The sequence below is a fragment of the Planococcus shenhongbingii genome, assembly GCF_030413635.1.
GTDB classification, from domain to species: Bacteria; Bacillota; Bacilli; order Bacillales_A; family Planococcaceae; genus Planococcus; species Planococcus shenhongbingii.
On record NZ_CP129235.1, the window covers coordinates 3891016 to 3911115 of the forward strand.

The 20100-nt window shown below is 43.8% G+C and carries 21 protein-coding genes; 4 read left to right on the forward strand and 17 right to left on the reverse strand.

Annotation, left to right across the window (positions count from 1 at the left end; translation table 11 throughout):
* Nucleotides 1-42 precede the first annotated feature (42 nt).
* The 11 genes from QWY16_RS18895 to QWY16_RS18945 form a co-directional block, all read right to left on the reverse strand.
* Nucleotides 43-1290 (reverse strand): GGDEF domain-containing protein, encoded by a 1248-nt coding sequence (locus QWY16_RS18895; RefSeq protein ID WP_300990779.1) that lies wholly within the window; start codon nucleotides 1288-1290, stop codon nucleotides 43-45.
* A gap of 121 nt (nucleotides 1291-1411) precedes the next feature.
* Nucleotides 1412-2347 carry a ring-cleaving dioxygenase gene (locus QWY16_RS18900; RefSeq protein WP_300990780.1) on the reverse strand — a complete coding sequence of 312 codons (936 nt, stop codon included), beginning with the start codon at nucleotides 2345-2347 and terminating at the stop codon, nucleotides 1412-1414.
* 90 nt (nucleotides 2348-2437) lie between these two features.
* On the reverse strand, nucleotides 2438-2836 hold the full coding sequence (locus QWY16_RS18905; RefSeq protein WP_300990781.1) for a DoxX family protein: 399 nt from the start codon (nucleotides 2834-2836) through the stop codon (nucleotides 2438-2440).
* Nucleotides 2837-2922: 86 nt separating this feature from the next.
* Nucleotides 2923-3531 (reverse strand): alpha/beta hydrolase, encoded by a 609-nt coding sequence (locus tag QWY16_RS18910; RefSeq protein ID WP_300990782.1) that lies wholly within the window; start codon nucleotides 3529-3531, stop codon nucleotides 2923-2925.
* Between the two features lie 20 nt (nucleotides 3532-3551).
* The gene (locus QWY16_RS18915; RefSeq protein ID WP_300990783.1) at nucleotides 3552-4157 is read right to left on the reverse strand and encodes a flavin reductase family protein; all 606 of its coding nucleotides are present in this window, start codon (nucleotides 4155-4157) and stop codon (nucleotides 3552-3554) included.
* A gap of 49 nt (nucleotides 4158-4206) precedes the next feature.
* Nucleotides 4207-5148: a ring-cleaving dioxygenase gene (locus QWY16_RS18920; RefSeq protein WP_300990784.1), complete on the reverse strand. Its 942-nt coding sequence runs from the start codon at nucleotides 5146-5148 to the stop codon at nucleotides 4207-4209.
* 175 nt (nucleotides 5149-5323) lie between these two features.
* Nucleotides 5324-5917 carry an NADPH-dependent FMN reductase gene (locus tag QWY16_RS18925; protein ID WP_300990785.1) on the reverse strand — a complete coding sequence of 198 codons (594 nt, stop codon included), beginning with the start codon at nucleotides 5915-5917 and terminating at the stop codon, nucleotides 5324-5326.
* 109 nt (nucleotides 5918-6026) lie between these two features.
* Nucleotides 6027-6461, reverse strand: a complete 435-nt coding sequence (locus tag QWY16_RS18930) for a MarR family winged helix-turn-helix transcriptional regulator (protein ID WP_300990786.1) — start codon at nucleotides 6459-6461, stop codon at nucleotides 6027-6029.
* A gap of 250 nt (nucleotides 6462-6711) precedes the next feature.
* Nucleotides 6712-6855: a hypothetical protein gene (locus tag QWY16_RS18935; protein ID WP_300990787.1), complete on the reverse strand. Its 144-nt coding sequence runs from the start codon at nucleotides 6853-6855 to the stop codon at nucleotides 6712-6714.
* Nucleotides 6852-7127, reverse strand: a complete 276-nt coding sequence (locus QWY16_RS18940; RefSeq protein ID WP_300990788.1) for a GNAT family N-acetyltransferase — start codon at nucleotides 7125-7127, stop codon at nucleotides 6852-6854. The genes QWY16_RS18935 and QWY16_RS18940 overlap by 4 nt, the downstream gene beginning before the upstream one ends.
* A 288-nt stretch (nucleotides 7128-7415) precedes the next feature.
* Nucleotides 7416-8852, reverse strand: coding sequence for a GntP family permease (locus QWY16_RS18945; RefSeq protein ID WP_300990789.1), 1437 nt, complete (start codon nucleotides 8850-8852; stop codon nucleotides 7416-7418).
* Between the two features lie 489 nt (nucleotides 8853-9341).
* On the opposite strand from QWY16_RS18945, the gene QWY16_RS18950 reads away from it, so the two are divergent.
* Both QWY16_RS18950 and QWY16_RS18955 read left to right on the forward strand, forming a co-directional pair.
* Complete coding sequence (locus QWY16_RS18950) at nucleotides 9342-10631, forward strand: GntP family permease (protein ID WP_300990790.1); 1290 nt, start codon at nucleotides 9342-9344, stop codon at nucleotides 10629-10631.
* 54 nt (nucleotides 10632-10685) lie between these two features.
* Nucleotides 10686-11462 carry a 3-hydroxybutyrate dehydrogenase gene (locus QWY16_RS18955; RefSeq protein ID WP_300990791.1) on the forward strand — a complete coding sequence of 259 codons (777 nt, stop codon included), beginning with the start codon at nucleotides 10686-10688 and terminating at the stop codon, nucleotides 11460-11462.
* Nucleotides 11463-11787: 325 nt separating this feature from the next.
* On the opposite strand, the gene QWY16_RS18960 is transcribed toward QWY16_RS18955, so the two are convergent.
* From QWY16_RS18960 to QWY16_RS18975, 4 genes are all read right to left on the reverse strand, one after another.
* On the reverse strand, nucleotides 11788-12168 hold the full coding sequence (locus QWY16_RS18960) for a VOC family protein (RefSeq protein WP_300990792.1): 381 nt from the start codon (nucleotides 12166-12168) through the stop codon (nucleotides 11788-11790).
* A gap of 261 nt (nucleotides 12169-12429) precedes the next feature.
* Nucleotides 12430-13641 carry an ABC transporter permease gene (locus tag QWY16_RS18965; protein WP_300990793.1) on the reverse strand — a complete coding sequence of 404 codons (1212 nt, stop codon included), beginning with the start codon at nucleotides 13639-13641 and terminating at the stop codon, nucleotides 12430-12432.
* Complete coding sequence (locus QWY16_RS18970; protein WP_300990794.1) at nucleotides 13641-14525, reverse strand: ABC transporter ATP-binding protein; 885 nt, start codon at nucleotides 14523-14525, stop codon at nucleotides 13641-13643. The genes QWY16_RS18965 and QWY16_RS18970 overlap by 1 nt, the downstream gene beginning before the upstream one ends.
* Before the next feature lie 108 nt (nucleotides 14526-14633).
* Nucleotides 14634-15062: a hypothetical protein gene (locus QWY16_RS18975; RefSeq protein ID WP_300990795.1), complete on the reverse strand. Its 429-nt coding sequence runs from the start codon at nucleotides 15060-15062 to the stop codon at nucleotides 14634-14636.
* Between the two features lie 265 nt (nucleotides 15063-15327).
* Between QWY16_RS18975 and QWY16_RS18980 the strand changes: the two genes are divergently transcribed.
* Nucleotides 15328-16584, forward strand: coding sequence for a helix-turn-helix domain-containing protein (locus QWY16_RS18980; RefSeq protein WP_300990796.1), 1257 nt, complete (start codon nucleotides 15328-15330; stop codon nucleotides 16582-16584).
* Between the two features lie 196 nt (nucleotides 16585-16780).
* Here QWY16_RS18980 and QWY16_RS18985 read toward each other — a convergent pair whose 3' ends face one another.
* On the reverse strand, nucleotides 16781-18301 hold the full coding sequence (locus QWY16_RS18985; RefSeq protein WP_300990797.1) for a malate:quinone oxidoreductase: 1521 nt from the start codon (nucleotides 18299-18301) through the stop codon (nucleotides 16781-16783).
* Between the two features lie 300 nt (nucleotides 18302-18601).
* Nucleotides 18602-19054 (reverse strand): helix-turn-helix domain-containing protein, encoded by a 453-nt coding sequence (locus QWY16_RS18990; RefSeq protein WP_300990798.1) that lies wholly within the window; start codon nucleotides 19052-19054, stop codon nucleotides 18602-18604.
* Between the two features lie 329 nt (nucleotides 19055-19383).
* Between QWY16_RS18990 and QWY16_RS18995 the strand changes: the two genes are divergently transcribed.
* Nucleotides 19384-20097, forward strand: coding sequence for a DUF4386 domain-containing protein (locus QWY16_RS18995; protein WP_300990799.1), 714 nt, complete (start codon nucleotides 19384-19386; stop codon nucleotides 20095-20097).
* The last annotated feature ends 3 nt before the right edge of the window (nucleotides 20098-20100 follow it).

The following is a 20100-nucleotide window of genomic DNA, read 5'->3' on the forward strand; positions in this document are numbered from 1 at the left end:
CAGAGGGACTGCTCCTCTGTCCTTCCTTTCTGGTTCGCTGCTTTATTCTTTAATGTAAAATTGATACTGGTTCCGCTGGGCTTTTGCTTTGTATAAAGCTTTGTCCGCCCGTAAGATCAGCGTGGTTGAATTTTCTCCGTCTTCCGGAAATAACGAGATGCCGATGCTGGAGGTGGCTACGATTTCCCGTCCTTCCAGAAAGTAAGGTTCCTGGAATGCCTGATGCAGGCGTTCAGCAACTTTTTCCACCACTCCTTTGCCCTTCACTTTATCGATCAGCACGAGAAACTCATCGCCCCCTACCCGGCAAAGGACATTTTCTCCTCGGATATTCGCACGCAGCCTTCCGGCAAATTGTTTCAATAACTCGTCGCCTATCTGATGGCCTTCCGTATCGTTGATGCCTTTGAATTTATCGATGTCAATATACAGAAAAGCCAGCATCTCCCCGTGCGCTGTAGCGCGTTCAATCGCCTCATTGATCTGTTCCGTAAAGTAGCGCCGGTTCGTCAATCCGGTTAAGGGGTCATGAAAAGCCAGGTATTCCAGCTGCGCTTCATAATTTTTCTTGGCCGTGACATCCCGCAGCAGCAGTTGAATCACCGGTTCTCCTTCAAAATTGATATTCATTGCTTTGATTTCTACCCAAATGGTCTCTCCCGTGAGCTGTGAAACTTGTTCAATGATCGGTTCTTTTCTGGCCAGCGCCTGCTTGATTTGTTCTGACAAGGTTTCTCGGTCGTCAGTCTTCAAGAAATCCCAAATCGATTGTCCGAGAAGCTCAGATACGCTAGCAGTTCCGGTCAGTTGCAGAGCCGAAGTATTGGCAAAGACAATTTCTCCGTTATTCTCGACAAAAACCGCATCCGGAATAAACTCGATCAAATTGCGGTAACAGGTTTCACTGGCCTCCAGCCTCCGTTGAATGCCCATCTGTTCCGTGAAATCCTTGTACATGCCCACTGCCAGCACGTCGCCTTCATTGACTGCCCAGTAAGAAGCCAGGATATCCAACACCTGTCCATCTTTTTGTTTCCGCTTTGTCACATGGTAGGGAATATCCTGCCCCTGTCGGAACAACGCCAATTGCGCTTCATGTTCGGCCGGCGAAATAGTCGCAAAGAACGGAAAGCAATCGGCATCGTTCAAGTCTTCTTGCTTCCAGCCCAAAATGCTCTCAAACGAGGGATTGGTCGACAGAATCCGTCCATCGTAGCCGATGGTGAAGATGGCATCGTTCGTGTTGTTCCAGACCAGTTCGAAGATGTTTTGGTGAATGCTTGCGATCATTTCGTTTCCTCCACTCTCTCAATAAATAATGAAAAAAGGCTAACCGGATTGATTCCCGATTAGCCTCCAGTGAATAGCTCAAGTCTTATATATAAATCTTCAGTTATGAAACCTGTCTTTCTTAATCGAGTGGGCGGACTTCGATCGGAATCAGTGCCTCCGTCAATTGTTCGCGGCGCGTTTCGTACTGCTCCGGCAACATCAATTTTTCACCCATCGTTTCCGGGGTTTCGTCATGCGCAAAGCCAGGCGGATCGGTCGCAATTTCGAATAGGATTTCGCCGTGCTCCCGAAAGTACAGCGCGTTGAAATAATTGCGGTCTTTGACTTCGGTGACGCCAAATCCGTGGTTTCGGACATGTTCCTGCCACTCCACATGATCCTGGTCGTCTTCTGCGCGCCATGCAATGTGGTGCACGGTGCCGACGCCCATCTGGCCGCGTCCTAGAGGGGTTGCTTTGACATCGATGACATTGCCGATATCGCTGGACGAATGGAAACGAATCAAGTCGCCTTCTTCTCCGACTTTCTCCAGCCCCATCACTTCTTCCAGGGTCTTCGCCGTTTGATCCGGACGTGAGGAAAGCAGCGTTGCGCCGCCGAATCCTTTGATGGCGACAGCCGGTGTAATGCCGCCGAACTCAAAGTGGTTCAAATCCCCTTGTTCCCGTTCAACCAGTTCCAGTTGGAGGCCATGCGGATCCTCAAACAATAAGTACGTCTCGCCGAAACGCTCTTCTTTCGCAAACGGGATGTTAAATCCTTTCAGCCGTTCTTCCCAGAAAGACAACGCACCTGTTGGAACGACATAAGAAGTTACGCCGACTTGTCCAGCGCCGATTTTCCCCGGGTACGCATTTGCCCATGGGAAGAATGTAATGATGGTTCCCGGTTTCCCGCCGCCATCGCCGAAATACAAATGGTACGTTCCCGGGTCGTCGAAGTTCACGGTTTTCTTGACGAGGCGCAAGCCCAATACGCCGGCATAGAAATCAACGTTCTCTTGCGGATGGCCAACAATGGCCGTGATATGGTGAATTCCAGCTGTTTTTTTCATGTTATTTCCTCCTGTAATTTTTAATTTGTTTCGAAAATATTTTCATTATTTCTACTGTGCCTTAAGCAAAAGAGAGGAACTTTCGTGTAATCAGAATAACAATGCGTCAAGAGCGTATTGGCCAGCACCAGTTAACGCCAGACCGATCACTACCGCCAGGATTACCAAATTGTATTCATAGCCGTTCGCCGTAGACCATAAGCCGTTCGGCAGATGTACTTTGACAATGGCCATCACCATGGTTCCTGCGATCAATAGGGCAGCCAGTGGCGTCAAGAAGCCGATTACCAATAACAGCCCGCCGATCAATTCGGATAATCCTGCTGTAAGGGCCATGGTCTTTCCTGGTTTCAGTCCTAGCGATTCCATCCAGCCGGCAGTTCCTGCCAGGCCGTGTCCACCAAACCAGCCAAATAGTTTTTGTGCTCCATGAGCCGCAAACAACAATCCAATTACCACTCTAATAATCAATAAACCTATATCCATCATGTTCTTTTTCCTCCAAATTTTTATTTACTCATAGTTCTATAAGTTTCTCTTTTTTTCGCTGTTTTGAATTGCATGCATTTCTATGATTAATATTTCTGCTGGTACCACTGTCTCGCAGCTTCCACTTCGCTTCCGGTCAACTGGTGGCCATGATTTTCCCAATGGACAGCAACCGATGCGTTTGCCGCTTCGAGTGCTTCTTGCAGTTCTTCCGCTTCCCGGACCGGGGAAATCGGATCGTTGGTGCCGGCAGCGATAAAAATTTGTTTTCCGGTAAGGTCGGGAAGCTCCATGCCGCGTCTTGGCACCATCGGATGGTGCAGGATGGCACCGTTTAGCGCATCCTTAAAGTGATACAGCAGGCTGGCGGCGATATTCGCGCCATTCGAATAGCCGATCGCGACGATGTTGTCACGGTTGAATTCGTATTTCCCCGCAGCTTCATCCAAAAAATCATTCAGTTCGTTCGTACGGAACACCAAATCTTCTTCATCGAATACGCCTTCGCTTAAACGCCGGAAGAAACGGGGCATGCCGTGTTCCGAGACATTCCCTCTGACACTGAGTACAGATGCCTCTGCATCAATCATCGGTGCCAGTGACAATAACGACTGCTCGTTTCCGCCCGTTCCGTGCAATAACAGGAAGACCGGTTTTTCGGGGTTGAATCCTTTTTTAAAGATATGTTCCATCATTTATTCCTTCTTTCTTCTTTTTATTTGGGTCGCTCGATTGAAAAGATCTCGCCAATGGCGGCGTAATTTGCGCCTGCCAACCGGCTGACGGCATCCAAGCCTCTTGGGTCGATGCGGCCGTTTTCGTAAATGGCTTCATCCACATGAAACTGGACCACTTCACCGATAAACAAGTCGCTGCCCGGTCCTTCTCCGCCGAGCGGTACCGCCTGCACCAACCGGCATTCCATGCGCACTTTCGATTCCCGGACACCGGGAACAGAAATCTCTGTGCTCGGCACCAGGGTCAGGTTGGCCATGTCCACTTCACTGTCCTCTGGCGGCAGGGAAGCTGCGGTTTCGTTAATCTTGGTGACATTGTCCCGGTCCACAATATGGACCACAAATTCACCGTTTTCGTAAATGTTGCGGGCGGTGTCTTTCCGTTCGCCTGTTGGCCGCTGAATGGCTACGGACACCATCGGCGGGTTTGAGGAAACAATCGTGAAGTAGCTGAATGGGGCCCCGTTGACAACCCCTGACTCCGATTGGGTCGTGACAAAAGCGATCGGCCGCGGAATAATTGAGCCGATCATCAGCTTGTAATTGTCACGTTCCGTATTTTGTTTTGGATTGATTGGAATCATGTTTTATTGCCCCTTTGCTAATAAATTTTGACTTATCATCTTTTCTGTTTTACTCAATCGGTTCTAATTTTGCTTCGATTTCTGCACGTCTGGCTTCCAGGAACGGCGGCAAGTCGAGCTCTTTTCCCAACGATTCAATCGTCGAATCCACAGTGAATCCAGGGCCATCCGTCGCCAGTTCAAACAATATCCCGTTTTCCTCCCGGAAATATAAACTTTCAAAATAATAGCGGTCGGTTATTTTCATGACCTGAAAACCGAATTTCTGAATCCGCTGGCGCCACTGTTTGAGTTCCACGCCATCTTTCACGCGGATCGCCACATGGTGGACACTGCCTTTCCCCGGTTTTTCTTTCGGTCCGTCTTGTTCGACCACAACAATTTCGCCAAATGCCTGCCCTCGAACCGATTGGTAGACGGCTGTATGGTCTTGTTCGGAAGCGAGCTCGTAGCCGAACAAGCCGGTCAGCGTATTCGCTAAGCTTTCCCGCGACTGAACCGTCATTTCCACTGCGCCCATTCCCAAAATGCGGTGTTCAGGTGAAACAATCGAATCTTTCCAGGGCTGCCAGTAAGAAGGGACATCCGCCCCGTCATTATTCAACAGGATCAGCCGCAAGCCCTCCCCATCTTCAAAAGGAAGGGCGTCGCGTCCGGCATACTCGGTCAATTCCCCATGCTCCACACCCAGCAGTTCGAACCGCTTTTTCCAATACAGCAAGCTGTCATGCGAAGGGACCAGCAGTCCGATGCGGGTGATGGCATCGGTGCCGCGTTTCGTTCTGCCAGCCATCGGCATTTCGAAGAACGACAATTCGGTGCCCGGGCTGCCGGTCAGATCGCCGTAAAACAGATGGTACATACTTGGATCATCCTGGTTGACCGTTTTCTTTACTCGGCGCAATCCCAGTACTTTTTGATAGAATTGATTGGTTTGCCGGCCTTTTTTGGTGATCATTGAAATATGGTGGTGTCCTGCTATTTTCTTCACGGTGAATTCTTCCTTTCGTTGATAAACTAAATAACGAATCATTTATGTTCTCTATAAACCTTCAGCAAAACCTTCCATTCCTATGAAAACATTTTGCTCAATATTTATAGTTATTAAAAACACAAAATGTGCATGTGCTCATGCACATTTTGCGAATTTCTTTGAACAAAAATACTTAGCGGATTGTTTTCAACGCTGCAGACCAAGGGATAACCTGATCGAGCATTTGGTTGACCGAGTCTACTTGGACCGGAGCGGCTTTCAGTTCCGCACCGTTTTCGAAGTCGGTGAACAGGGACAATGCCGGGTGGACGCGGACGTCCGCTACGGACAATTCACCCAGGATGCCGCGCAAATGTTCCGCTGCACGTGCGCCGCCGACCGAGCCGTACGAGACGATGCCTGCTGCTTTGTTGTTCCACTCTACGCGCAGGTAATCCAATGCATTTTTAAGCGACCCTGTAATCGAGTGGTTGTATTCCTGAGCGATAAAGACGAATCCGTCTTGTGCTGCCACCGCTTCAGACCATGCTGCTGCGCCTGATGCGTCGCTACCATTTTCACCTAGTAACGGCAATTTGTATTCCGCGATGTCGATGATTGTGTAGTTGGCGTCGCCGCGTTTGTCTGCCAATTCTTTGACCCAGTTCCCTACTTGTGGGCTTAAGCGCCCTTCACGTGTTGATCCCAAGATGATGCCGATGTTTAAGTTTGTCATTGTTGTTTCCTCCTCTTGTTGTGTTTTGAATAATTTATTGAAAAAACCCATGTATTCTTTCACCTCCTTAAAAGTTCTTTTGGGGCTCTATTCACATTGCACTTTAGCTATGGAAATTTTTATCAAATATCTTGAATTCGAGATATATAATTAAAAAAAATTAAAGGCTTTTTGCTTGATAGCCTACTTTTTTGACGGTTTCAATAAAAGCTTCAACTTCCGCTCGGTCCATGCCTTGAAATACCTCATTGATCGTTTTCTCATGTTCCGGGAAAATGGCCTCCATTAAGCGTTGGCCTTCTTTCGTGAGTTCGGTAAAAGTCACGCGCCGGTCTTCAGGACACGCTTTCCGGGCAACGAATTTTTTCGCTTCCAGCTTATCGATGACATAAGTGATGCTGCTGCTCGCAATCAACACTTTTTTTCCAATCAGTTGAATCGGCTGCTTTCCCTGATGATACAGCAGCTCCAATACCGAAAACTCGGTCGGATTCAAGCCATACTGGGCCACGTCCTTTTTAATGACCTCGTGAAGGGAATCGGTTGCCCGTACGAGGACGGTCAATGCTTTCAAGTTAAGATTCGGCAATTCCATTTGGTTCACCTCATTTATCTTGAATTAATTTATCTTTAATTCGAGATAATCATAACACGATTATTTTTTAACGTCAACCATTTAAATCGAATGAATCTCGCACTGCTTGATGGTCTTTGGCAGCTCAATTGTTCTAACTTTTATCGGATATAAGAAAAAGAGGAGTCCAGAAATCCGGACTCCTCTTTTTCTTTGCTTGCAATGATTCCTCATATTTCTTATTGATTGCGTAACAGCTGAAGAAATCGATTCAAGTCTGGACCTGATTCTGTATCGCAGTGACAGGTTGCTCATTGACCGCTGCCGGTTTGACTTCGCTCATATTCCCGAAGTCCGTGAACAACGACATCGATGAATGGATCCCGAATGAATAAGGTTCTCCTTCTCGATTCACTTGGCTAGTACATCCGCATATTCCGGATGAACTTCGAATTGGTGTTTCGTGAATGGGCATAGAGGAACAACCAACAGGTTTTCTTCTCTTGCGAACTCGATAACTTTCATTACCAATTTTTCGCCTACTCTCTGTCCTCGAAGCTCATCACTGACATGCGTATGATCCACAATGATTCGTGTAGCGCCAGTTGGTACATAATGGATCTCTGCATCAGGATGTCCCGCATCCTCCCCGATATAAAACTTATTTTCGCCGCGTTTGATGTCCATCAGTTTCTTCCCTCCTTCTTATAGGTAGAACTTTGATTGCAAAAGCACGTTTGTTAGAAAGTGATGCTCTTCTTTCGATATCAGAAGTCTCTTTGCCCATATCCACTATCAACAGCTACTTTTCTGTCTACCTATATTCGACATCAGCAGAGATTTCCCTATACGAAGACAAAAAAGATGCGAATCACTTCGCATCTCCTTTATCGCTTTGCAGCTACTTGTTATATTCTCTTTAAAATCGGAGAAGAACTTTATTAATCCTTATGAATGCATAAAATCTGATACTTCTTAAACAATGCCAAACCACATATAGAGTGCAATAACGACAAAAACAGCCAATGTTTTAATGATTGTAATAACAAATATATCGCCATACGATTGTTTATGTGTTAACCCTGTAACAGCAAGCAACGTAATAACAGCCCCATTATGCGGAAGTGTGTCCATACCTCCGGATGCCATAGCGACCACGCGGTGCATGACTTCAGGAGGAATATTCGCTGCTGCAATTGCTTGATTGAAGGTATCTCCCATTGCACTTAACGCAATTCCCATCCCTCCGGATGCAGATCCGGTAATTCCGGCCAGCGTGCTCGTAGTTATTGCCCCGTTAACGAGTGGATTCGTAAAGACACCAGAGATTCCGTTGCTGATTTTCGCAAAGCCTGGAAGTGCAGCAATAATTGCACCAAAGCCATATTCCGACCCCGTATTCATAACAGCAAGCAAGGAACCCCCAATGCTCTTATTTAGTTCTTCTTTCAAATTTCCCGTGACTCGCTTCCAATCGAATGCGAGAGCTGCCACAATCCCTGCCACCAATGCCATTTCAACTGCCCAAATAGCAGCGTTGGCCGTTACATCAACCGAATATTGATCTAACCCCATGGCAGAAAAATCGAACCCATTTGGATACCAAGTAGGGATCGCTTTCGTTAAATAGTTGTTCATAACCGCTACGAGAACAAGCGGAACAAAAGCCAGAACTTGCCTTAGTATAGAATGATTTGCACTGGAATCAGAAGCAGATTCCTTTTCTTTTATGAATTCCTTTTCAGGCAAGGCAGGGTTTTTACCCTCAAACCCGTAATAACCCTCTCCATTTTTCACCGCTTGTCTTCGTCTGAATTCCAAGTATGCCAGTCCTGCAGACAATACAATGATTGCTCCTATAATTCCGAGGATCGGTGCCGCATAAATGTCTGTACCGAAGAAAGTGGTAGGAATAACATTTTGAATTTGTGGGGTGCCAGGCAAGGCATCCATCGTGAATGTAAACGCTCCTAATGCAATCGTCGCAGGCATAAGTCTTTTAGGAATATCCGCTTTCTTGAATAATTGAACCGCAAATGGATAAATCGCAAAAACTGCTACAAATAAGCTAACGCCGCTATACGTTAGAATTGCCCCCAAGATGATAATGGTAAGCATTGCTTGCTTCTCGCCTATGAGCCGGACGATCGTTTTCGCAATTGACTCAGCGATACCGGACATTTCAATGACTTTTCCGAAGATGGCCCCTAATAAAAATACTGGAAAATAAGTTTTAATAAATCCGACCATTCTTTCCATGAAAACACCTGTGTAGAACGGCAGGATATTAGCAGGATCTATCAGGAAAACCGCCAATAATGCAGCTAAAGGCGCAAACAAAATGACCGAATATCCCCGGTAGGCGGTGAACATGAGCAGTCCAAGCGCTAATAAAATAATAAACAAATCCACAACAAAACCCCCAAAAGTATTTTACGTTAAAATCCCGTGTCGAGTAAGAAACATCTTTACTCCCCTTAACCCCACTTTAATATTTTAAATAACCAGACAAAAATAAAATATATTATTTAAAAATAACAATAAGTTATTTTTAAATAATCATAGACTTAATTAGACTTTTTTGTCAATATGCCAACTTTATATTCCAGGCACAAAAACAGATCAAAAATTATACTGGTTTTCTATTCTTGAATGCCAACAAAAACAAGTAGTGACCTAAATTAAGCATCCAGAAAGAACGTTTCTCAAAAAATAGCCGGAAACCTCTTTGTTTGACAAAGGCGGAGATGCGCACTAAAATTATCTTGAATTCGAGATATTTTATTTTACTATTCTGTAATCTCTAATATTCTGATATAACATATTTCCAAGGAGGATTCGCACTATTTATATTTTAGAAACAAAATCATCCGCATCACAATTGAAAGGAGGTGAGTTCAAATGTTGAGCATCATCGTTGGTCTAGTATTGTTGATGGCGTTAGCCTATCTTGGATGGTCCATCATTTGGGTAGCCCCATTAGCTGCCGGCGTCGTCGCTTTAATGAGTGGATTGGATGTATTCGACACCTATACCGGAACCTATATGGATGGATTAGTGGGATTCGTGAAAAGCTGGTTCCCGATCTTCTTATTAGGTGCAATTTTCGGAAAGTTGATGGAAGAAACCGGCGCAGCCAAAGCCGTTGCCCATAAAGTAACGCAGTTAATCGGGAAAAAGAGAGCAATTCTTGGCGTGCTGATCGCTTCCGCTTTACTGACGTATGGCGGAGTTAGTTTATTCGTTGTGGTATTTGCAGTTTATCCGATTGCTCTGGAACTTTTCCGTGAAGCAAACATCACCAGAAAGTTGCTGGTTCCCACATTCGCTCTCGGAGCTTTTACGTTCACCATGACATCCATGCCGGGTACACCACAAATTCAAAACTTGATCCCCATGGATTATTACAACACAACCCCAACGGCAGGTCCGGTAATCGGGATTGTCACGACATTGATCATGGCCGTTGGCGGATACTTCTGGTTGGCCTACAGAGAGAAAAAGCTTTCTGCTAAAGGCGATCGGTTCACAGAACCAAATAAATCAGCGGCCACTGAGAAAAAAGAAGAAGAAGAGAAAGTTCCGAATTGGCTTTTGTCTTTAGTTCCTCTTATGGTGGTAGTCGTGCTGCTAAATATCGTGAAATTGGAACCGATCTATGCGTTAATCCTGGGTGTACTCAGTATTATGCTTATTAACATAAAGGATTATAAAAAGTTCGTTTTCTCTATTAACGACGGTGCCAAAGGCTCGGTAATGGCCATTTTGAATACGAGTGCGGCGGTTGGTTTTGGAGCTGTCATAGCGGTAGTTCCCGCATTTGATAACATAACCGAATGGCTGCTGAACGTCTCAGATAATCCATTAGTGGCTCAATCTTTAGCTGTTCAAATTATGGCGGTTATCACAGGTTCCGCTTCCGGCGGGATGGGAATCGCCCTCAGTACACTCGGCGACACGTTCTACAGCCTTTCTCAAACCACAGGCATTAGCCCGGAAGTGTTCCATAGAATGGCCGCAGTAGCATCAGGCGCTTCAATCCTTCCCAATAACGGGGCTCTTTTAACGCTTATTGCCGTTACCGGATTGACCCATAGGGAAACATATAAAGATGTATTCGTCGTTGCTTTTTTAATACCCACAATTGCAGTAATTGCCGGCATCATCATGGGCGGCATGGGATTGGTATAAAATTGGTTGCTTATTTAAAAGGAAAATACAAAACTATAACTGGAGGAATTAATCATGGTTGAAAACAAAGTAGTTATTATTACAGGTTCCGCTCGCGGGATCGGGTTTGAAATCGGAAAACATTTTGCAGCAGAAGGCGCCAACGTTGTCCTTTCGGACATCAATAACGAAGTGTTGCAGGAAGCTGCTGCATCTTTGAAAAAACTTGGCTATGAAGCAATTGGTGTCAAAGCTGACGTGACAAGCGAAGAAGAGCTTCAAAACTTGGTCGCTGAAACCAAAAAAACTTATGGCCGCGTGGATATCGTAATCAACAACGCCGGGTTACAGCATGTGTCGCCGATTGAAGAGTTCCCAACAGCAAAATTTGAATTGATGATTAAAATCATGCTGACAGCACCTTTCATCCTGACCAAAACCGTTTTCCCGATCATGAAAGAACAAGGGTTTGGACGCATCATCAACATCTCTTCCATTAACGGCCTAATCGGATTTGCAGGCAAAGCCGCCTACAATAGTGCCAAACACGGCGTCATCGGTTTAACAAAAGTTGCAGCATTAGAAGGTGCAGAGCATGGCATTACAGTCAATGCGATTGCCCCAGGATATGTAGATACACCACTTGTACGTGGGCAAATGGCTGATCTGGCTAAAACCCGCAATGTTCCTGTAGAAGATGTCTTGGCAGAAGTGCTTCTTCCGCTAGTGCCTCAAAAACGGTTACTGGATGTCAGTGAAATTGCGGACTATGCCTTATTCCTGGCAAGTGATAAAGCGAAAAGTGTGACAGGGCAAGCTGTTGTCATTGATGGCGGTTATACTGCTCAATAAACATCAACTCAAAAAGCATCGACCTTATACATGGTCGATGCTTTTTTTAGATTTAGTCCTTAATAATTAAAAATCAAAACCAATTTGATCTTATTAATTTCACATTTTCATTAATCAATTACTAATAATTTTGGATGAGAAAAGCTTCTCCGCTTTCGGTGTGATTAATTGAAGCGTGCCAATTCCTTCATCCATAGGGAATAAAGACTCTTAATGCACAACTACCCCTTCCTATACGCAATCCTTCAGTTGCTAAATGGTATTTCCATGAATTGGCGGCATATAAATCAATGAAATTCAAACTGAATAACGCCTAAATACCTTTTCACTTACTTTTCTCCATCACGGCAAAGTAATTTTCTTCCCTATCGGCAAAGTTGAAGACTCTGCCGGAAGGCATCTCGACAATTTCTCCGATTGTAATATTTTGCGCTGTCAGCTTGCTGTATAATTGATCGAGATTTTCTGTGAAAAACATCAGCGAAGGCGTACCCAGATTTAGTTCGGGTGACATTTGAGCGATGATTTCCTTGTTATGCAGAACGATTGTCGTTTCAGCCCCTCTTTCCGGCGCAATTTCAATCCATCTCATTTCTCCGTTGCTTTCTTCAGAAACTACTTCGAATCCCATGTTTTCCGTCCAAAATCTGACTGCCTCGTCCTGGTCGTTCACATATAGCATGATTTGGCCGACTTGTTTGATCATTTGTTTCCCTCCTCTTTCTATTCCTCAAAGTAATTTCACATCTATGTAACTTGAATATTAAAACAATCCCTTTCGCATTTCAATGTGAATTTGCTTTGAAAGAAACCAAAAAGAACCTTCAATCCAACGAAGGATAGAAATAGAACCGTCCGTAAATGCAACCTTTTATGAACAGACCTATTGAGTTCATAATTTCATCGCAATAAAAAATACCGATCAGTTTTAAATACGACTGATCGGTTATCTGTTCTAATTACTTCTTTATGATTTTCTCGTGATGAGTTGAAGTAATTTTAAATTTTCTCCAAAGTGAAGTATGCCTTTCGGATAAATTTTTGCCGCAAAATAACCGAATACAAATGTGGTGATGACAAGTAAGGCGATTGAAAGGCTGATCTCCGCAAATGAAGCCGCGTCTTTCATAATCAAAATAATCATATTGAACGGGGATGTAAACGGAAATGTTGCCATGAACTTCGATAAAGTTGAAGTCGGATCATCCATGACAAAAAGAATACCTGAAAAAGCACTTACCATTAACAGAATGGAAATCGGCATCGTCGTTCCGTTAAGCTCTTCCGGACGGCTTACCATAGAACCGAATACTGCATATAGAGAAGCATACAATAAATAACCCAATAAAAAGAAGATGAAAAAGTAAACACAATGCTCGGCTGTGAGGGCCGACAGGTTCAATTCAAAATTCCCTAAGCTTTGTGCAGGTTCCACAATTCCGGATTTCAGATACAACGCGATGGAGCCAAAGAAAGCCGCGAACTGCACGAGGCTTGCTAAAGCAATCCCGAATATTTTCCCAAAAATCATGGCGAGTGGATTTACTTTCGTCACCATCACTTCCATGACCCTGGAAGCTTTTTCCGAAGCGACGCCGGTGGCGATAGTTGTGCCGTACATCATGACCGCCATTAAAATGAACATCAGCATCAAGTAAATCACAAAGACCGAAACTTCGTTTTCTGAAGTGAATTTTCCTTTTTCCATGGCGACAGGAACGAACAGGGCCTGCTGATCGGCTGCCGATATGCCGTTGCTGTCTGCAATTCTTTGTGTATTTTTCGCTTGAAGATATTGGGACAGCGAAGAATTCAACACGACGTCGTTGGTTTTGGAAAAGTACGTGACGGAATAATTGCTTTCGCCTTTATCTATTATGTATAGGCCCGCAATTTTCCCTTCCTGGGCATCTTCTTTTAACGAACTTACTTGGCTGTCCGTTCCTTCTTTCCATTCCCAGTCAGCCAACTGCCCTTCCAATTCCACCAACTGGATCTCCGGCGCATTGGAGATGACCACCACTTCTTCTTTCGCGTCTGTAAAATTCTCCAGGATGCTTGGAAGCGAAATGGCGAAGATGGAAATCAGGATCAAAGCCAACGTTGTCGTAAGGTAAGACTTCGATGTCACTCTTTCCCGAAACGATTGCTTGAAGACCAAATAGAAGTTTCTCATCATTAATCCCCTGCCTTTTCAATGAATATTTGGTTTAGAGATGGATCCGCGATGCCGATTTTTCGGATTGCAACCAAACTTTTTAATTTTTCAATGAGGCACAGGCCTTGCTCCATGGTTTTAACTTGCAACTGATATTCCTTTCCCTTTTTGACAAACTCAGTTTGCAGCTCTTTAAAATGCTCTTCCAAGGGCTCGGAAGATTCAATGTTCACATACTTGAAGCCATACCGGGTTTTAATATCTGAAATCGCGCCCGACAGCACCACTTCGCCGTGCTTCATCAAATACACGCGGTCGCAGAACGATTCAACGCTTTCCATCCGGTGGCTCGAAAAGATCAGCGTTTTCTTCAGCTCAATCAAATCTTCAATTACCCCTTCCAGCATTTGCGCATTGACCGGATCCAGACCGCTGAAAGGCTCATCCAGAATGACCAGGTCCGGATCGTGCATCAGCGCCGCGATCAATTGGATTTTTTGCTGGTTTCCTTTTGATAAATCTCCAGTGTCTTTTTTGAGATACTCGCTAATTCCCAGGCGCTCGATCCATTTCAAAGCTTCCTGCTTGGCAGCACGCTTGCTCATGCCTTCCAATTGGCCGAAATAAACCAATTGGTCCAGCATGTTCATCTTCGGATACAGGCCTCTTTCTTCGGGCAGATAGCCGAGTTTCATTTCTTTGCGCGAGAACGGTTTTCCTCCCCATTCAATGCTGCCGCTTTCCTGCTGCAATAACCCGAGAATCATCCGGATCGTCGTGGTTTTTCCTGCTCCGTTTCTTCCCAGCAGCCCCACGGCTTCGCCTTGCTCTACGGATAAAGACAAGTTCTTTACTGCGTGGTATGGTCCGAAATGCTTGTTTAAATCGTTAATTGTTAGGTTCATCCTCTATCTTCCTCTCTTTAGAAAAATGCTTTATACACGACAATGACCAGCACACCCGCCAGTACACACAATCCGTATTGCCATAGTTTGTTCATCCAACTCATCTCCTTAGTCAGTAATCCATTGAATGGCCGTTTCTTTTGAATCCACTTGTCTGTTTTCGAGGACAGTTGCCAATTCTCCGTGCAGCAGAACTGCCTTTTTGTAGCTCTCAATCACTTGCTTTTCATCGGCATTCTTTTTATGCAAAAGGCCTAACCGAAATCTTTCTCCTTTTTCCAGTTCTGAACTGATTTCCCCTACTTTTTTAAAGTAATTGTGATCAAAATCTATTTCGAACCGGCCGGGCTGGCTGATGCCTTCCACTGCTTGATGGTCCAGAATGATAATTTCGGGTTTTGAAAAATCAGGCGTCTGCGAAAAAGCGCGGAAGCAGATTTGGGCAAGTGTATTCAAGTGGATCAGCGGCTTGTTATCAGCTAAATGTAAGTTATCCTCCGCATTTTTATAAATCATAAATGGATAAGCAATCTCCATTTCAGTCCCTCCTTTCCAACATCTTTGTAGGTTTCTGTTTTAACTATAGTGAATAGAGAAAGTTGAATGGAACAGATAAAAAACAGCCATCTAAATTAAAATAAATGCGTTTTAACCCGAGGCTTTTCAACTTAAATCCCTGTATATGGAATAAACTCTTCTCTTTTGCTGAAAAATATTTCCAATAATAGATTATCGTTATATAATTGAGGTAAATTCATCCAGAGAGATATGGATTATAGATTAAAAGGAAAAGAGGGAGAGAATGGAAATAGGGGAAAGAATACGCCAAGTTCGGATACATAAAGGAATGACTCAAACAGAGTTGATCAACGGAATTTGCTCCAATACATACATCAGCAAAATCGAAAGTGGCAAAGCTAAGCCTTCTTATTCATTTATCGTGAAAATCGCGAAAGTGCTTGAAGTGGATACAGAGTTTCTGCTCAATGTGAATATGAAAAATGTAGAACCGGATGTCCACCGAATTTACGAAAGTTATATCAGTTCCAGAAAAATCAATTCCCAGGACCTCGCTCTACTAAAACTCCATTCTAAGGAAAACCATTCAAATTCCACTTTGATTAAAATATATTGTGTTTTGATTTCGTATTACACCACTTTTGATATGGAAGAAGCTCATCAAATAGTCGAACAAGCTAAGAACATTATTTCACCTGCCCAATCCACTTTCGAGAATGAAATTTCTTATTATTTTCATAGCCTTTACAAATATTTCAACAAGAATAAAAACTATTCAGAAGCTTTGTTTTACGCGAGTCTTCATCTTGACTCCTTACAACACGAAGGAACATCGTTGCGGGCAGCAAAAGCTTATTTGAACTTGGCTCAAGTCCGAACAAAAATGGATGAAGATTTGGAATTAGCGAGATTGTATACAAAAAAGGCTTTACAGATCTTTAAAGATCAGGATTTTAAAGGAGGAATCGCAAATTCTTTGGCTCAATTAGCCATCCAATACCATCGAAACGATTTATATGATGACGCATTGAAGATTTTGGATGAACTTTCTCAATTCTCAAAGGAGGTTAATGAAGATTACTATGCACCAATTTTGTCTTATAATTATGGACGCATTTATCAAAAACAAAAGCAATTCGATCAAGCGGTTTCATACATGCTCCAGAGCATTGAATATGACATAAAAGCAAATAAAGAAGAAGAAACCATTCACGCCCTTAAAGTTCTAAGTAAAATAAGCATCGAAAGAAAGAACTGGGAAGAAGCGGGTGAGTATTTAAAGAAAGCTTTCCGCCTGACCAATTTGTACAACCTGCCCAATTCTTATATCCAGCTTTTGCATTTGAGATCCCAGATCTATAAAGCCCGGTTTGATTTTCCTTCCTATGAAAAAGAACTTCAGCAGGCAGTTCAGTTGGCACAAGAAGGAAATTATCCGTTGCTCATCAAAGAAATCAGCATAGAACTGGCAGAGCATTATCACGAGGCCCGCGCCTATAAGATGGCAGCCAAATATTATCAATTTGCCCTCCTTCGATAAACTCTTCTTTCTCGCAGCTTTTTGTTCCAGCACTATTAGTCGTGGTTTACTCAAACTAACTCTTTCCGAAATACATACAAAGCAACAGGTCGAACTGCTGCATATTTCAAATTCCCTAATACTAACAAAGTGAATTTTCCTTCAGAAACCAAAAAGAACCTCCAATCCCGCGAAGGATTGAAGGTTCTTTGTTTTGTTATTTGCTTAATACTTTTTCTTTCGCCATCGAAGCAAGTTCTTCGTTCAATTGAAGCGCTTCGGCTGTTGATGTATGGATGTCGCGGAGAAGCTCCGGATTTTCCATTAAGGATAAGCCGTAAGAAGGAATCATTTCTTTGATTTTCGGCTCCCAGTTCTTAACTTGTTCAGGGAAGCATTTTTCGAAAATCTCAAGCATCGCATGGACAGCCGTTGAAGCGCCGGGAGATGCTCCCAGTAATGCAGCAATTGAGCCATCAGCAGCCGTAACGATTTCCGTACCAAACTGCAGCGTCCCTTTGCCTTTGTCGGTGTCTTTGATCACTTGCACACGCTGGCCGGCAACCACGACATCCCAATCCTCCACTTTGGCAGTCGGGATGAACTCACGCAGTTCTTCGACGCGTTTTTCGTTCGACAGCATGACTTGCTGAACGAGGTATTTCGTCAATGACATTTCTTTCGCCCCTGCAGCAAGCATTGTGAAGACGTTATTCGGTTTTACAGATCCAAGTAAGTCCATATTCGAGCCTGTTTTCAGGAACTTCGGCGAGAAGCCGGCAAACGGTCCGAACAGCAATGACTTTTTATTGTCGATAAAGCGTGTATCCAGATGCGGCACGGACATCGGCGGAGCACCCAGTTTCGCTTTGCCGTATACTTTCGCATGGTGCTGTTCAACGATTTCCGGATCTTTGCAGACAAGGAACAGCCCGCTTACCGGGAATCCTCCAATATGCTTCGATTCCGGAATGCCTGTTTTTTGAAGCAATGGCAGACTTCCGCCGCCGCCGCCGATAAACACGAAGTCAGCACTGTGGTATTCAATTTTGTTGTTGGCCGTATCTTGCACTTTAACTTCCCATTTGCTGTCGCCAGAGCGTTTGATGTCTTTAACGTTGTGGTTATAGTTGATTTCAACATTCTGTTCTTTCAAGTGTTCAAACAGCATCTTCGTTAAAGCACCAAAGTTAACATCAGTTCCTGAATCGATTTTTGTTGCGGCAATCGGCTCATCTACTGTGCGGCCTTCCATGATCAATGGAATCCATTTTTTCAATGTTTCCGGGTTATCGGAATACTCCATCCCGTGGAATAACGGATTTTTAGAAAGCGCTTCAAAACGTTTGCTTAAGAAGTTTACATTGTCTTCCCCTTGCACCAAACTCATATGCGGCAGAGACATGATAAAGTCTTGGGGGTTGCTGATTCGGTTGTTTTTCACCAGGAAAGACCAGAACTGTCTTGAAAGCTGAAATTGCTCATTTATATTGATCGCTTTTTTGATTTCTACAGTGCCGTCCGCTTGCTCCGGTGTATAGTTAAGCTCACACAGTGCAGCATGCCCTGTTCCTGCATTATTCCATTCGTTGGAACTTTCTGCTCCGGCTTGTTCAAGCTTTTCAAATACTTTGATATTCCATTCCGGTGCCACTTCTTTAATCATTGCTCCTAAAGTAGCGCTCATGACTCCAGCACCGATTAAAATAATGTCTTTCTTATTCTGTAGGTTGCCCATTATAACCTTCCTTTTCTACTCTATTGTTGGCAGATAGGATGTAAACGCTCCAGCTTAGGTAATACCTTAAACCAGGACGCGGTCTAAAAAACACCTTTTCTGTCTTTATTCTAACTATATCACAGTGTATGGTTATTATTTACGTATTCAAACATCTCTTATTATACGTGATTTAAAGGGAAAAGTCCGTTCGAAAAACTCAAATCCTATAAAAATAAAGCCTGATCTTCCTTTTCAGAGGATCAGGCTTTATATGGCTTAGCGTCTTTTTCAACTAATCAATAACTGGACTTTAATAAATTAGCGATAGTTAGTTTTAAGCTGGTCGCTGCCAATGCCGCCAATCACCATCAAAGTTAATGGCAAGAAGTTTGACAATATTTTCAGAGATCCTGCTAATACGAGGACATCGGCATCCGAAAAATGATTTAAAGCGATGATCATTAGTTTTGCTGCGAGCAAAAATACACCCAGCAAAAACACACTGTCAAAAAAAGTTTTCCATTTAGGATATGCCAACTGCCTGCTGTCTTGAATCACTTTCTCCTTCAACTCTTTATCACTCCTTAATAATTCGTCTAATGTGATATCAAATAAATCACTTAAATCAATCAGGACATCAATACTCGGATAATTTTTGCCGGTCTCCCATTTGGAAACCGACTGGCGGCTAACGTGAATTTTTTCAGCAAGCCCCGCCTGTGACCAGCCTCTTTTTTCTCTTTCTTCTTTTAATCGTTCGCTAAAAATCATTTATTCTCCTCGCCTTTCCGTACAATTTCAGTATTAAAGAACCTGAAGTTGAAGTAAAGCTAGTTCTAGGCGCAAATAGGTGCAACCTTAAGTTGCTGGCCGAATCTCCTTTTAAAATCAGCGTTGTTGTTCCGCTGCACCTGCAGCCCTTTGCTATTTTCACCTCAACTATATCATAGAGAACATCTTCGCTTTGCACCTCCAAATGCCGCATGCTGTGTATGGCATTTTAAGCGCCTTTATATACCGAATATTCAATCAATATTTGTAGCTAATTTAGTTTTATTAGGTAAAATGAAAGTGAATTCAATATAAAGAGGAGGGAAAAGATGTTCTCAAGCAAAAGAGCGGCAAAAATTACGGGAGTTCTGTTTTTACTGGCGGCCATTTCAGCAGTAGTGGGCGTTCTGTTATACAATCCGATTCTGAGTAACCCGAATTACCTGGTTGAAGGTTCCAGACACGCCAATCAAGTGGCACTTGGAGCGCTGATGGAATTGATCCTGGTCATATCAGCGGTCGGCACTGCAACGACCATGTTTCCAATTTTACGAAAGTATAACGAAACGATAGCGTTGTGGCATGTGTGCTTCCGATTTCTGGAAGCGGTCGTCATTACGGTTGGGTTGATCAGCGTATTGGCTTTGCTGACTTTAAGCCAAACATTTTTAGCAGCAGGCTCCCCGGATACCGCCTCTTTTGAAGCTGCCGGAACATCTTTGATCGCCATCCATGACTGGACTTTTATGCTTGGGCCGCTTTTCTTTTTAGGAGTCAACACTATTATGTACAGTTATATTTTTTACAAAACGAGACTCGTGCCCAGGTTTATCTCTGTCTTGGGTATACTAGGAGCAATATGTGTTTTTGTTTGCGCCTTGTTAGTGATGTTCGATGTCATTGAACAAGTTTCTCTTTGGGGCGGCATTCTGGCAGTGCCAGTGGCCGCTAATGAGATGACCCTGGCCATATGGCTTATCGCTAAAGGATTCAATGAACCGGCACTTGCTTCCTTGGCTGCAAAAAAGAACGCATTTTCTTAATCT